Annotated in this window: 11 protein-coding genes and 1 pseudogene; all 12 read left to right on the forward strand. The window is 68.8% G+C overall.

From position 1 onward, the window contains the following. The 12 genes and pseudogenes from hcaB to sucC all read left to right on the forward strand — a co-directional run bounded on the left by hcaB (position 1) and on the right by sucC (position 13,585). A complete protein-coding gene (gene hcaB / locus AC5IG3_RS07005; RefSeq protein ID WP_491905561.1) occupies positions 1-804 on the forward strand; it encodes a 3-(cis-5,6-dihydroxycyclohexa-1,3-dien-1-yl)propanoate dehydrogenase in 804 nt (267 codons plus the stop codon). A gap of 6 nt (positions 805-810) precedes the next feature. After that, on the forward strand, positions 811-1,839 hold the full coding sequence (locus AC5IG3_RS07010) for an NAD(P)H-dependent flavin oxidoreductase (protein ID WP_491905562.1): 1,029 nt from the start codon (positions 811-813) through the stop codon (positions 1,837-1,839). Between the two features lie 19 nt (positions 1,840-1,858). After that, positions 1,859-2,647, forward strand: a complete 789-nt coding sequence (locus AC5IG3_RS07015) for a 2-keto-4-pentenoate hydratase (protein ID WP_491905563.1) — start codon at positions 1,859-1,861, stop codon at positions 2,645-2,647. A gap of 78 nt (positions 2,648-2,725) precedes the next feature. Next, positions 2,726-3,870: pseudogene (locus AC5IG3_RS07020) on the forward strand (ABC transporter substrate-binding protein). A 22-nt stretch (positions 3,871-3,892) separates the two neighbouring features. Then, on the forward strand, positions 3,893-5,710 hold the full coding sequence (locus AC5IG3_RS07025) for a feruloyl-CoA synthase (protein WP_491905564.1): 1,818 nt from the start codon (positions 3,893-3,895) through the stop codon (positions 5,708-5,710). A gap of 12 nt (positions 5,711-5,722) precedes the next feature. After that, positions 5,723-6,682 (forward strand): acetaldehyde dehydrogenase (acetylating), encoded by a 960-nt coding sequence (locus AC5IG3_RS07030; protein WP_491905565.1) that lies wholly within the window; start codon positions 5,723-5,725, stop codon positions 6,680-6,682. An 11-nt stretch (positions 6,683-6,693) separates the two neighbouring features. Continuing rightward, complete coding sequence (dmpG, locus tag AC5IG3_RS07035) at positions 6,694-7,749, forward strand: 4-hydroxy-2-oxovalerate aldolase (RefSeq protein ID WP_491905566.1); 1,056 nt, start codon at positions 6,694-6,696, stop codon at positions 7,747-7,749. 9 nt (positions 7,750-7,758) lie between these two features. Then, positions 7,759-8,766, forward strand: a complete 1,008-nt coding sequence (locus tag AC5IG3_RS07040) for a 2Fe-2S iron-sulfur cluster-binding protein (RefSeq protein ID WP_491905567.1) — start codon at positions 7,759-7,761, stop codon at positions 8,764-8,766. Between the two features lie 18 nt (positions 8,767-8,784). Continuing rightward, positions 8,785-9,837: a branched-chain amino acid ABC transporter permease gene (locus AC5IG3_RS07045; RefSeq protein WP_491905568.1), complete on the forward strand. Its 1,053-nt coding sequence runs from the start codon at positions 8,785-8,787 to the stop codon at positions 9,835-9,837. Next, positions 9,837-11,636, forward strand: a complete 1,800-nt coding sequence (locus AC5IG3_RS07050) for a branched-chain amino acid ABC transporter ATP-binding protein/permease (protein ID WP_491905569.1) — start codon at positions 9,837-9,839, stop codon at positions 11,634-11,636. Before AC5IG3_RS07045 ends, AC5IG3_RS07050 begins: the two co-directional genes overlap by 1 nt. After that, the gene (locus AC5IG3_RS07055; RefSeq protein ID WP_491905570.1) at positions 11,633-12,382 is read left to right on the forward strand and encodes an ABC transporter ATP-binding protein; all 750 of its coding nucleotides are present in this window, start codon (positions 11,633-11,635) and stop codon (positions 12,380-12,382) included. Before AC5IG3_RS07050 ends, AC5IG3_RS07055 begins: the two co-directional genes overlap by 4 nt. Positions 12,383-12,424: 42 nt before the next feature. Then, a complete protein-coding gene (gene sucC / locus AC5IG3_RS07060) occupies positions 12,425-13,585 on the forward strand; it encodes an ADP-forming succinate--CoA ligase subunit beta (protein ID WP_491905571.1) in 1,161 nt (386 codons plus the stop codon). The last annotated feature ends 11 nt before the right edge of the window (positions 13,586-13,596 follow it).

Genomic DNA, 13,596 nt, shown 5'->3' on the forward strand with positions numbered 1-13,596 from the left:
ATGGAATGGTTGAGTGGTGATGTGGCCCTGGTGACCGGCGGCGGTTCAGGCATCGGCCGGGCGGTGGTCAAGCGCTTCCTGGCCGAAGGCGCCATGGGCGTCGGCGTGCTGGTGCGCAGCGCCGAACACGTGGCCTCGCTGCAGCAGGAGTTCGGCGACCAGGTCGTCGTGGTGCAGGGCGACGTGCGCTCGCACGAGGACAACGCGCGGGCGGTGGCCGCCACGGTCGATCGCTTCGGCAAGCTCGACACGCTGGTGGGCAACGCCGGGGTCTGGGACTACTTTGCCAAGCTGGAGAAGCTCAGCGGCCAGCAGCTCAGCGAGAGCTTCGATGAGATCTTCTCGATCAACGTCAAGGGCTACGTGCTGGCCGCGCACGCGGCGGCACCGCACCTGCGCGCCAGCAAGGGCAGCATGATCTTCACGTTGTCGAACTCGGCTTTCTACGCCGGCGGCGGCGGCCCGCTGTACGTGGCATCCAAGCACGCCGGCGTCGGCCTGATCAAGCAGCTGGCCTACGAGCTGGCCCCGGACGTGCGCGTCAACGGCGTGGCACCGGGCGGCACCGCCACCCCGCTGCGCGGCCCCGCCAGCCTGGGCCGGCAGGAGCAGCGGCTGTCGGAGATTCCCGGCTTCCAGGCATCGGTCGCCAGCACCATGCCGCTGCGCTTCATGGCCGAGCCCGAAGACCACACCGGCCACTACGTGCTGCTGGCCTCGCGCGCCAACTCCCGGGCCACCACCGCCCACGTGATTCAGAGCGATGGCGGCTGGGAAATCCGCGGCTTCGCCCGCAACGGCTGATTCACCATGACAACCACCCCTCATGAGCGCGTGCTGACCGCGCCCCAGACCGAGTTTCTGCGCCTGCTCGACGCCTGCGCCCTGCCGCTGATGACCGCGCCCATGTTCCTGGTCTCCGGGCCGGAACTGGTGGTGGCGAGCGCCCGCGCCGGCATCATCGGCAGCTACCCGGCCGCCAACGCCCGCAGCATCGAGATGCTCGACGACTGGCTGCGCCAGACCGTCGACGGCATCGCCGCCTGCGGCCGCGACGTGCCGTTTGCGCTCAACCTGATCGTCCACAGCACCTACGACCGCTTCGAGCGCGAGCTGGAACTGGTGCGCAAGTACCAGCCCAAGATCGTCTCGACCGCGCTGGGCAGCCCCAGGCGCGTGCTCGACACCGTGCATGCGTACGGCGGCATCGTGATGGCCGACGTCGTCAACCCGAAGCTGGCGCGCAAGGCCGCCGAGGCCGGCGCCGACGTGCTGATCCTGGTCACCCAGGGCGCGGGCGGCCACACCGGCCAGTACAACCCCTTCGCGCTGGTGGCCGAGGTGCGCCGCTTCTGGCAGGGGCCGCTGGGCCTGGCCGGCGCCATCACCTCGGGCCGCGACCTGCGCGCGGCGCAGCTGCTAGGCGCCGATTTCGTGGTGGCCGGCACCCGCTTCATTGCCGCCACCGAGAGCCTGGCCAGCCCCGAATACCGCGACCTGCTGGTGCAGAGCCACCTGGAAGACCTGGTGCTGACCAAGGCGGTCTCCGGCGTCGAGGCCAACTGGCTCAAGTCCACGCTGGACGCGGCCGGCATCACCGGCGAGCTGCTGCAGCAGGACAAGCGCATCGACTTCTCCGGCGACATCAGCACCAGCAAGAAGGCCTGGAAAGACGTCTGGTCCGCCGGTCACGGCCTGGGCGGCATCGACCGCGTGGCCTCCACCGCCGAGATCGTTGCGGACCTGCAAGCCTCGCTGCGCCAGGCGCTGCAGGACGAACTCGTCAGCGCCCAGGCCCTGATCCAGCGCCTCGCCGCTGAGCCCTCCCCCCAATCCTGATTTCCGAGACCGCCCACCCATGAGCATCGCCCAACCCCGACTGGCGCAAGCCGCTGACGCGCTGTACCAGGCCCGCGTCACGCGCCAGCCGATCGCCCGCATCTCCGAGACTTTCGGCATCACCACGCTGGAAGACGCCTATGCGGTCGCCGCCCTCAACACCGAGCGCGGCCTGCAGGCCGGCCGCACGCTCTCGGGCCGCAAGATCGGCCTGACCTCCAAGGCGGTGCAGCAGCAGCTGGGCGTCGACCAGCCGGACTACGGCGTGCTGTTCAACGACATGGAGTTCCTCGACGGCGATGCCGTCCCGACCGGCCGGCTCATCCAGCCCAAGGCCGAGGGCGAGATCGCCTTCGTCATCGGCCGCGACCTGACCGACGCCGACCTGAGCTGGAGCCGCTTCGTGCTGGCCATCGCCTACGCGCTGCCCGCCATCGAGATCGTCGACAGCGCCATCGACAACTGGAAGATCACGCTGGTCGACACCGTGGCCGACAACGCCTCCTGCGGCCTGTACGTGCTCGGCACCGACCCGAAGCCGCTCGGCGGGCTGACGCTGGCCGAGTGCGGCATGGATTTCCGCCTCAACGGCCAGACCGTCTCGGTCGGCAGCGGTGCGGCCTGCATGGCCCACCCGCTGCGCGCCGCCTTCTGGCTGGCCAAGACCATGGCGGCGCTGGGCCAGCCCCTGCGCGCCGGCGACACGGTCATGTCCGGCGCGCTGGGCCCGATGTTCACCTTCCAGGCCGGCGACGAGCTGTCGCTGTCGATCGGCGGCCTGGGACCGGTGCGCTGCCGCGCCGTCTGACTTTTCCTGCTTTCTTCTTCCCCCGAATCCCTATCCGAGGTGCATCCGACGCACCCACCACCCCTGCTGAGACAAACCATGCAAAGACGCCACGCCCTCGCCGCCCTGATCGCCTCGGCCTTCACCCTCGGTACCGCCCATGCCCAGACCGCCGAAGTGATGGTCGGCGTGTCGATCAGCTCGACCGGCCCCGCAGCCTCGCTCGGCATCCCGAGAAGCAGAGCCTGGAGCTGCTGCCCAAGACCCTGGGCGGGCTGCCGGTCAAGTACGTGATCTTTGACGACGCCACCGATCCGTCCCAGGCGGCCAAGAACGCCCGCCGCCTGGTCGACGTCGACAAGGTCGACGTGATCATCGGCTCCTCGGCCGTGCCGACCTCGCTGTCCATCGCCGAAGTCGCTGCGCAGACCAGGACGCCGCAGCTCGCGCTGGCGCCGTTCCAGCCCAAGCCCGAGCAGCTGGCCTGGGTGTTCTCGCTGCCCCAATCGGTCAGCGTGATGGGCAGCGCGGTGTTCGACCACGCCAAGGCGCAGGGCGTGAAGAAGCTGGCCTTCATCGGCTTCAGCGACGCCTGGGGCGAGGCCTGGCTGAAGGAGTCGCAGGCGCGCGAGCAGACCGCCGGCTTCAAGCTGGTCGCTGTCGAGCGCTATGCGCGCAATGACACCTCGGTGACCGCGCAAGTGCTCAAGATCGTCGCCACCCAGCCCGACGCCGTGCTGGTGGGCGCCAGCGGCAGCCCGGCGTCGCTGCCGATGCGTGCGCTGCGCGAGCGCGGCTTCAAGGGCCAGATCTACCAGACCCACGGCGTGGCCAACAACGACTTCCTGCGCGTCTCGGGCGAAGCCGACGAAGGCGCGATCCTGCCGTCCGGCCCGGTGCTGGTCGTCGAGCAGCTGCCCGACAGCCACCCGAGCAAGGCGGCCGGCCTGGCCTACGTCAAGGCCTACGAGGCCAAGTACGGCGCCGGCACGCGCAACAACTTCGGCGCCTACGCGCAGGACGCCTACCTGATCCTGGACCGTGCGGTGGCCCAGGCGGCCAAGAAGACCAAGCCCGGCTCGGCCGAGTTCCGCCAGGCACTGCGTGATGCGATCGAAGGCACCAAGGACCTGGCCGTCACCCACGGCGTGGTCAACATGACGGCGCAAGACCACTCCGGCTTCGACACGCGTTCGCGGGTGCTGCTGAGCATCCAGAAGAACAGCTGGCAGCTGGTCAAGTGACACGCCTGAGGTGAGACCCGCCATGAGCAATCCAACCTCCAGCATCGCCTTCTTCGACGACCCTTCGATGCTGGCGCCGCCCAGCGTCGAGGTGATCGACGGCCCGGACGGCTCCTTCATCCTGCGCTCGACCCTGCCGCTGGGCGAGCCGGTGCGCTGCATCGGCGAATGGCTCGAACACTGGGCCCGCACGACACCCGATGCCGTCTTCCTGGCCGAGCGCGGCGCCGACGACGCGTGGCGCCGGCTGAGCTACCGCGAGGTGCGCCAGCAGGTTGGCCGCATCGCCCAGTCGCTGCTGGACCTGCAGTTGCCGGCGGGCAAGCCGCTGGTCGTGCTGTCGGACAACGCGGTCGACCACGCGCTGCTGCTGCTGGCGGGCATGCACATCGGCCAGCCGGTGAGCACGGTCTCCAGCGCCTACAGCCGCCTGACCAAGGACCACAGCAAGCTCGGCGCGATGCTCGGCCTGCTCGACCCGGCGCTGGTCTATGCCTCGGACGCCCGGGTCTACGGCGCGGCAGCCCAGGCCGCCGCGCCCGGCGTGCCGCTGGTGTTTTCGGCCCACGCGGAGCTGGTGGACGGCGCCCGGACCTTCGCACAGCTGCTGGACACCGAAGAGCGTGCAGACGTCGACGCGGCCTTCCGCCGCATCCAGCCCGACGATCACGTCAAGTACCTGCTGACTTCGGGCTCGACCGGCGTGCCCAAGGTGGTGATCAACACCCACCGCATGCTGTGCGCCAACCAGCAGGCCATCGCCCAGGTCTGGCCTTTCCTGAGCCAGGAGCCCCCGGTGCTGGTCGACTGGCTGCCCTGGAGCCACACCTTCGGCGCCAACCACAACTTCAACCTGGTGCTGGCGCATGGCGGCGCGCTCTACATCGATGAAGGCCGGCCCATGCCGGGCCTGATCGAGAAAACGATCCGCAACCTGCGCGAGATCCAGCCCACGCTCTACTTCAACGTGCCGCGCGGCTACGACGCGATGGTGCCGTTCCTGGAAAACGATCCGGCGTTCGCCAGCGACTTCTTCGCGCGCCTCAAAGCGCTGTTCTACGCCGCCGCCGCGCTGTCGCAGGCGACCTGGGACCGCATCGAGGCGGTGGCCGAGCGCGTCTCGCACCACAAGGTCTGGTTCACCTCGGCCTGGGGCTCGACGGAGACCTCGCCGCTGCTCACCAGCGTGCACTGGCGCCTGGAGCGCGCCGGCTGCATCGGCCTGCCGGTGCCGGGCGTGGAGATCAAGTTCGTGCCCAACGCGGGCAAGCTGGAAATGCGCGTCAAAGGCGTCTCGGTCTTCCCCGGCTACCTGAATGCTCCGGAGCAGACCGCCAAGGCCTTCGACGAGGACGGCTACTACCTGATGGGCGATGCCGGCCTGCTCATGATGCCGGACCTGCCCCAGGCCGGCATCCTGTTCGATGGCCGCGTGGCCGAGGACTTCAAGCTCTCCAGCGGCACCTGGGTGTCGGTCGGCCCGCTGCGCACGCGTGCGCTGTCGATGCTGTCGCCCTGGGTGCAGGACGCGGTGGTCACCGGGCACGACCGCGGCGACGTCGGCCTGATGGTCTTCCTGACGCCACAGGCCAAGGCCCTGCCGCCGCAGGAACTGGCAGAACAACTGCGCGCCGGCCTGGTGCGATTCCGCCAGGAGGGCGGCGGTTCATCGCAGGCGCCCGTTCGCCTGCTGATCCTGGACGAACCCCCCAGCGCCGACGCCGGCGAGATCACGGACAAGGGCTACATCAACCAGCGCGCCGTATTGACGCGCAGGGCTGCCCACGTTGAACAACTCTACGCAAATCCCCCGGCCGATCACCTGATCCGCCTCAACTGACCAAGGAATGACATGAGCGCCAGCACGCCCAGAAAGCTCAAAGCCGCCATCGTCGGCAGCGGCAACATCGGCTCCGACCTGATGATCAAGATCATGCGCCACGGCAAGTTCATCGAGATGGGCGCCATGGTCGGCATCGACCCCGCCTCCGATGGCCTGGCCCGCGCGGCCCGCATGGGCGTGGCCACCACGCACGAGGGTGTCGAGGGCCTGACCCGCCTGCCGGTGTTCGCCGACATCGACGTCGTCTTCGACGCGACCAGCGCCGGGGCTCACGTCAAGAACGACGCGTTCCTGCGCTCGCTCAAGCCCGGCATCCGCCTGATCGACCTGACGCCGGCGGCCATCGGCCCGTACTGCATTCCGGTCGTCAATGGCGAGGACCACCTCGACGCCATGAACGTCAACATGGTCACCTGCGGCGGCCAGGCGACCATTCCGATGGTGGCGGCAGTCTCGCGCGTGACCAAGGTGCACTACGGCGAGATTGTCGCCAGCATCTCCAGCAAGAGCGCCGGCCCCGGCACGCGCGCCAACATCGACGAGTTCACCGAGACCACGTCCAAGGCCATCGAGGTGGTCGGCGGCGCGGCCAAGGGCAAGGCCATCATCGTGCTCAACCCGGCCGAGCCGCCGCTGATCATGCGCGACACGGTCTACACCTTCAGCGACTTCGCCGATGAAGATGCCATTGCCGAATCGGTCGAGCGCATGGCCGCTGCGGTGCAGAGCTACGTGCCAGGCTACCGCCTGAAGCAGAAGGTCCAGTTCGACCGCCTGGAGGGCCTGACGATTCCCGGCATCGGCAAGAACCTGAGCGGCCTGAAGACCTCGGTATTCCTGGAGGTCGAAGGCGCGGCGCACTACCTGCCCGCCTACGCCGGCAACCTCGACATCATGACCAGCGCCGCATTGCGCACCGCCGAGCACATGGCTGCCCGCATGCTGGCAGCCAGCCACGTCACGGCCTGAAGGAGCCCCTCATGGAAAAGAAGATCTACATCTCCGACGTGACGCTGCGCGACGGCAGCCACGCCATCCGCCACCAGTACAGCGTCGAGCAGGCCAGGCAGATCGCCAAGGCGCTGGACGACGCCCGCGTCGACTCGATCGAGGTCGCCCACGGCGACGGCCTGCAGGGCGGCAGCTTCAACTACGGCTTCGGCGCGCACACCGACGTCGAGTGGATCGAAGCGGTGGCCAGCGTCGTCAAGCACGCCAAGATCGCCACGCTGCTGCTGCCGGGCATCGGCACCGTGCATGACCTGAAGGCGGCCTACGACGCCGGCGCGCGCATCGTGCGCGTGGCCACGCACTGCACCGAGGCCGACATCAGCCGCCAGCACATCGAATACGCCCGCCACCTGGGCATGGAAGCGGTCGGCTTTCTGATGATGAGCCACATGCAGACCCCGCAGGGCCTGGCCCAGCAGGCCAAGCTGATGGAGAGCTACGGCGCCACCGTCTGCTACGTGGTCGACTCCGGCGGCGCCCTCAGCATGAACGACGTGCGCGACCGCTTCCGCGCCTTCAAGGACGTGCTCAAGCCCGAGACGCAGACCGGCATGCACGCCCACCACAACCTGAGCCTGGGCGTGGCCAACAGCATCGTCGCGGTGGAAGAAGGCTGCGACCGCGTCGACGCCAGCCTGGCCGGCATGGGCGCCGGGGCGGGCAACGCGCCGCTGGAGGTGTTCATCGCTGCGGCTGCACGCATGGGCTGGAACCACGGCACCGACCTCTACAAGCTGATGGACGCCGCCGACGACATCGTGCGCCCGCTGCAGGACCGCCCGGTGCGCGTCGACCGCGAAACGCTGGCGCTGGGCTATGCCGGCGTCTACAGCAGCTTCCTGCGCCACAGCGAGGCGGCGGCCCGGAAGTACGGCCTGAAGGCGGTCGACATCCTGGTCGAGCTGGGCAAGCGCCGCATGGTCGGCGGCCAGGAGGACATGATCGTGGACGTCGCGCTGGACCTGCTCAAGCAGGCCGAGCATGACCGCATCCATGCCCAGCCGACGATGAGCGAAGCGGGCTGAGGAAAGGCCATGACCTCCACCTTCCAGATCCGGCTGCAGCCGGCCGGCGGCACCTTCTCGTGCCGCAGCGACCAGACGGTGCTGGACGCCGCTGCCGAGGCCGGCTACTGGCTGCCGCACAGCTGCCGCGGCGGCAGCTGCGCCAGCTGCGTCCTGCCCGTGGTGTCGGGCGACGTGCAGCACCGCACGTCAGAGCAGGCCACCGCCCTGGCCACCCTGGCCGAGGGCAGCTGCCTGAGCTGCCAGGCCTTCCCGCAGTCGGATCTGGTGCTGGACGCCCCGGGCGTGCCGGCCGAGCCGGGCCGGCGCGTCGTCAAGACGGCCGCACGCGTCACCGAGGTCTCGCACCCCAGCGCCGATGTCGCGGTCATCAAGGCCCAGGTGCCGGCGCAGGCCGGCTGGCAGTTCGAGGCTGGCCAGTACGCCGAGGTGGTGCTGCGCGACGGCACGCGGCGCAGCTATTCGATGGCCAATGCGCCCAACGAGCACGGCGAGATCGAGTGGCATGTGCGGCGCATCGAGGGCGGGCGCTTCTCGCCCCACGCCTACGACAAGCTCAAGGCGCGGGACCTGCTGCGCATCGAAGGCCCCTTCGGCGACTTCACGCTGCGCAGCGGCACTGCGCCCGTGATCCTGCTGGCATCGGGCACCGGCTACGCGCCGATTGCCGCGCTGCTGGCCACGCACGGCGCCGAACTGGCCGCACGCGGCGCCACGCTCTACTGGGGCGGGCGGCAGCGCGAGGACCTCTACGCGCTCGACAGCGAGGCGGCATGGTGCGCACGCCATCCGGGCATCCGCATCGTGCCGGTGTTCTCCGGCGCCGGCGCCGGGGAAACCGGCCGCCGCGGCCTGGTGCACGAGGCCGTTCTGGCCGACCACCCGGACCTGTCCGCGCACGAGGTCTATGCCTGCGGCAACCCCTTGATGATCAACGCGGCACAGGCGGAGTTCAGCGCGCGGGCCGGGCTGCAGGCCGACCGTTTCTTCAGCGACGCCTTCGTGTTTCGCGCTTGATTTTGGGGAAACCATCTCATGGATTTTTCGATTGCCGCCATCCTGTCCCAGGACGGCCTGACCAACGGCGCGGTCTATGCGCTGGTGGCCATGGCGCTGGTGCTGGTGTTTTCCGTCACCCGGGTCATCTACGTGGCCCAGGGTGAGTTCGTCGCTTTCAGCGCCATCACGATGGCCATGCTGCAGGCGGGCCAATTCCCGACCATTCTGTGGCTGCTGATCGGCCTGGGCGTGTGCGCCTTTGCAGTTGATGCCAGCGTGGCGCTGTGGCACGCCCGGCGCGGCCGCAGCACCAGCGTGCACAGCCTCCTGGGCAGCCTGGCGCTGAACATCGCGCTGCCGCTGCTGTTGCTGGGTCTGCTGAAGACGGTGTCGCTGCAGGAGTCCGGGCTGCTGGTGCAGTTGCTGGTCACCACGGTGCTGGTGCTGCCGATGGGGCCGATGATCTATCGGCTGGCCTTTCAGCCGGCGGCCGAGGCGTCGGTGCTGGTGCTGCTGATCATTGCCGTCGGCGTGCACTTCATGCTGATCGGCCTGGGGCTGTTGTGCTTCGGCCCGGAGGGCCTGCGCTCCAACCCGCTGACGGACGCGCAGTGGACGGTCGGCGGCCTGATGCTGTCGGGCCAGAGCCTGCTAGTGCTGCTGGCTTCGGCCGTGCTGATCTGGGCACTCTACCTGTTCTTCGGTCACACGCTGACCGGCAAGGCCCTGCGCGCCACGGCCATCAACCGGGCCGGTGCACGGCTGATGGGCATTGCGCCCACCGCCTCGGGCAGCCTGGCCTTCTCGCTGGCCACGCTGATGGCGGTGCTGGCCGGCGTGCTGGTCGGCCCGCTGACCACGATGCAGTACGACACCGGCTTCCTGATCGCGCTCAAGGGCTTCGTCGCCGCCATCGTCGGCGCGCTGGCGAGCTACCCGATGGCCGCGCTGGGCGCGGTGCTGGTCGGCCTGATCGAGAGTTTCGGCTCGTTCTGGGCCAGTGCTTACAAGGAAGTGATTGTGTTCACCCTGATTATTCCTGTGCTGATGTGGCGTTCCATGACCAGCCCCCACGTGGAGGACCACTGATGCTGCCCCGCTGGATTCGTTCCCCCGCCACGCTCTTCTTCGTCGCCCTGGGCCTGCTGCCCCTGCTGCCGGCGCCGCCCTTCTGGTACACGATGGGCAACTACATCGGCGTGGCGGCGGTGGCCGTCATCGGCCTGGTGCTGCTGACCGGCGTGGCCGGCATGATCTCGTTCGGCCAGGCCGCCTTCGTGGGCCTGGGCGCGTACACCACTGCGGTGCTGTGCACGGCACTGGGCTCGTCGCCCTGGCTGGGGTTGCTGGCCGGGCTGGCGCTCTCGGGCGGCTCGGCCGCGCTGATCGGTGCGGTCACCGTGCGCCTGTCAGGCCACTTCCTGCCGCTGGCCACCATCGCCTGGGCGCTGTCGCTCTACTACCTGTTCGGCACGCTGGAGGTGCTGGGCAAGTACGACGGCCTGGCCGGCATCCCGCCGATCAGCGTGATGGGCGTGGCGCTCGACACGCCGCACCGCATGTTCGCGCCCATCTGGCTGGCCGTGCTGCTGTGCGTGGTGCTGACGCGCAACCTGCTCGACTCCCGCCCCGGCCGCACCATCCGGGCACTGCATGGCGGCGCCGTGATGGCCGAGGCCATGGGCGCCAACACCGCGCGCTACAAGCTAGCCAGCTTTGTCTGCGCCGCGCTGATGGCGTCGCTGGCCGGCTGGCTGTATGCGCACCTGCAACGCTCGATCAACGCCACGCCCTTCGGCCTGAACATCGGTATCGAATACCTGTTCATGGCCGTGATCGGGGGCATTGCCAGCGTCTGGGGTGCCATCGTCGGTGCCGGCGTGCTGACGCTGTTGAAGGCACTGCTGCAGGACACGCTGCCGCAGCTGCTGGGCTCGGTCGGCAGCTTCGAGACGGTGGCCTTCGGCGCCATCATCATCGTGGTGCTGCAGCGCTCCAGCCGAGGCCTGTGGCCGGTGCTGCTGCGCCTGTTCCGGCAGGACGGCAAGCCGTCGGGCGCCACGGCCCCGGCCACCGAGCCGGCCGGCTACGCCGACATGCCCGTGCGCGCCAAGCCGGCGCGGGGCGAGCGCATTCTGGAAGTGCGCCAGGCACGCAAGCAGTTCGGTGGCCTGGTGGCGGTCAACGACATGGTGTTCGATCTGCACGCCGGCGAAATCGTCGGTCTGATCGGCCCCAACGGCGCGGGTAAATCGACCATGTTCAACCTGATCACCGGCGTGCTGCCGGTGAGCGCGGGCGAGATCCGCTACCTGGGCGAGCGCATCGACTCGCGCAGCTCGCGCGACATCGTGCGCCGCGGCGTGGCGCGCACCTTCCAGCATGTGCGCCTGATGCCCGAGATGAGCGTGCTGGAGAACGTCGCCATCGGCGCCTACCTGCGCGGCCGCCGCGGCATGCTCAGCGCCGCGCTGCGCAGCAACCGGGCCGAAGAAGCGCGCCTGCTGCACCTGGCGGCAGAGCAGCTGCGCCGCGTCGGCCTGGGCGATCTGATGAATCAACCTGCCGGCAGCCTCGCGCTGGGCCAGCAGCGCATCCTGGAAATCGCGCGCGCGCTCTGCACCGACCCGGCCCTGCTGCTGCTGGACGAGCCGGCCGCCGGCCTGCGCCTGCAGGAAAAGCAGGCCCTGGCCCGGCTGCTGAGCCAGCTGCGCGCCGAGGGCATGGCCGTGCTGATCGTCGAGCACGACATGGACTTCGTCATGGGCCTCACCGACCGCCTGGTGGTGATGGAATTCGGAACCCGCATCGCGCAGGGCACGCCGGCGGAAGTCCGCCAGGACCCGGCGGTGCTGCGCGCCTATCTGGGCGGAGTGGAAATATCGTGAGCAAACTGCTGTTGAGTACCCGTGGGCTGCACGTCAGCTACGGCAAGAGCGCGGCCCTGATCGACGCCAACATCGAGCTGCACGCCGGCCAGATCGTCAGCGTGATCGGCCCCAACGGCGCCGGCAAGTCCTCGCTGCTGAACGCGATGATGGGCAACCTGCCCGCCAACGCCAGCACCCAGGGCCAGGTCCTGATCGGCGAGGAAAACGTCAGCGACCTGCCGGTCGAGCGCCGCGTGCTGCGCGGCGTCGCGCTGGTGCCCGAGTCGCGCGAGCTGTTCAGCTCCATGAGCATCGAGGACAACCTGGTACTGGGCAGCTACCTGCGCCGCCACCTGGGCCGCCACGACCGCGAGGAGCAGCTCGAACACGTCTTCAACATGTTCCCGCGCCTGCGCGAACGCCGCCCGCAGATGGCCGGCACCCTGTCCGGCGGCGAGCGCCAGATGCTGGTGATCGGCCGCGCGCTGATGAGCCGCCCGCAGGTGCTGATGCTCGACGAGCCCTCGCTGGGCCTGGCGCCCATGATCATGAACGAGGTCTTCCGCGTCATTCAATCGCTGCGCGATGCCGGCGTCTCGATCCTGCTGGTCGAGCAGAACTCGCGCGCCGCCCTGCAGGTGGCCGACCACGCCTACGTGCTCGAAATGGGCGAAACCACCCTGCAAGGCCCAGCAGCCGAGCTGCGCCAGCACCCCAAGGTCATCGAGGCCTACCTGGGCCACGGCTCGGCCGCTGTGGCCTGACGGCCCCTTCCAGATCACATTCCTTCGATTCAAAGCATTCTCATGAAAATCCACGAATACCAAGGCAAGGAAATCCTGCGCCAGTTTGATGTGCCGGTGCCGCGCGGCCATGCTGCGTTCACGGTGCAGGAGGCGGTGGAAGCCGCGCAGAAGCTGGGCGGACCCGTGTGGGTCGTCAAGGCGCAGATCCACGCTGGTGGGCGCGGCAAGGGCGGCGGCGTCAAGCTCGCGCGCTCGCTCGACGATGTGCGCAAGCTCGCCGAGGAAATCCTCGGCATGCAGCTCAAGACCCATCAGACCGGCCCCGAAGGCCAGAAGGTGCGCCGCCTCTACATCGAAGACGGCGCCGACATCCAGAAGGAATACTACGTCTCGCTCGTGACCGACCGCGCCTCGCAGAAGGTCGCCTTCATCGCGTCCTCCGAGGGCGGCATGGACATCGAGGAGGTCGCCCACTCGACCCCCGAGAAGATCGTCACCGAAGTGATCGACCCGCTCACCGGCCTGGGCGCCGAGCAGGCCAGGAAGATTGCTGACGCCATCGGCCTGCCGGCCGACTCGACCGCGCAAGCCGTCACGCTGTTCCAGAACCTCTACCGCTGCTACATGGAGACGGACGCCTCGCTGGTCGAGATCAACCCGCTCAACCGGGACTCCAAGGGCAACCTGATCGCGCTGGACGCGAAGTTCAACTTCGACCCCAACGCCCTCTTCCGCCACCCCGAGATCGTGGCCTATCGCGATCTGGACGAGGAAGATCCGGCCGAAGTCGAGGCGTCGAAGTTCGATCTGGCCTACATCAGCCTCGACGGCAACATCGGCTGCCTGGTCAACGGCGCGGGCCTGGCGATGGCGACGATGGACACCATCAAGCTGTTCGGCGGCGAGCCGGCCAACTTCCTGGACGTGGGCGGTGGCGCCACGGCCGAGAAGGTGACCGAGGCGTTCAAGATCATGCTCAAGAACCCGGACGTCAAGGGCATCCTGGTCAACATCTTCGGCGGCATCATGAAGTGCGACACCATCGCCGAAGGCGTGATCGTGGCGTGCAAGGCCGTGAACCTCAGCGTGCCGCTGGTGGTGCGCATGAAGGGCACCAACGAGGACCTGGGCAAGGAGATGCTCAGCCGTTCGGGCCTGCCCATCATCGCTGCCAACACCATGGCCGAAGCCGCGACGGCGATCGTCGCCGCCGTGAAGTAAGCCGAAGGAAC

It is taken from the genome of Leptothrix sp. (in: b-proteobacteria) (assembly GCF_965250675.1).
In the GTDB taxonomy this organism is placed as follows: Bacteria; Pseudomonadota; Gammaproteobacteria; order Burkholderiales; family Burkholderiaceae_C; genus Sphaerotilus.

Bases quoted from the DNA above. Each gene is read 5' to 3' on its own strand.
- AC5IG3_RS07040 (WP_491905567.1), top strand. From the start codon at position 7,759: ATGACCTCCACCTTCCAGATCCGGCTGCAGCCGGCCGGCGGCACCTTC.
- AC5IG3_RS07030 (WP_491905565.1), top strand. From the start codon at position 5,723: ATGAGCGCCAGCACGCCCAGAAAGCTCAAAGCCGCCATCGTCGGCAGC.
- hcaB (WP_491905561.1), top strand. From the start codon at position 1: ATGGAATGGTTGAGTGGTGATGTGGCCCTGGTGACCGGCGGCGGTTCA.
- AC5IG3_RS07025 (WP_491905564.1), top strand. From the start codon at position 3,893: ATGAGCAATCCAACCTCCAGCATCGCCTTCTTCGACGACCCTTCGATG.
- AC5IG3_RS07015 (WP_491905563.1), top strand. From the start codon at position 1,859: ATGAGCATCGCCCAACCCCGACTGGCGCAAGCCGCTGACGCGCTGTAC.
- AC5IG3_RS07010 (WP_491905562.1), top strand. From the start codon at position 811: ATGACAACCACCCCTCATGAGCGCGTGCTGACCGCGCCCCAGACCGAG.
- AC5IG3_RS07050 (WP_491905569.1), top strand. From the start codon at position 9,837: ATGCTGCCCCGCTGGATTCGTTCCCCCGCCACGCTCTTCTTCGTCGCC.
- AC5IG3_RS07045 (WP_491905568.1), top strand. From the start codon at position 8,785: ATGGATTTTTCGATTGCCGCCATCCTGTCCCAGGACGGCCTGACCAAC.
- sucC (WP_491905571.1), top strand. From the start codon at position 12,425: ATGAAAATCCACGAATACCAAGGCAAGGAAATCCTGCGCCAGTTTGAT.
- dmpG (WP_491905566.1), top strand. From the start codon at position 6,694: ATGGAAAAGAAGATCTACATCTCCGACGTGACGCTGCGCGACGGCAGC.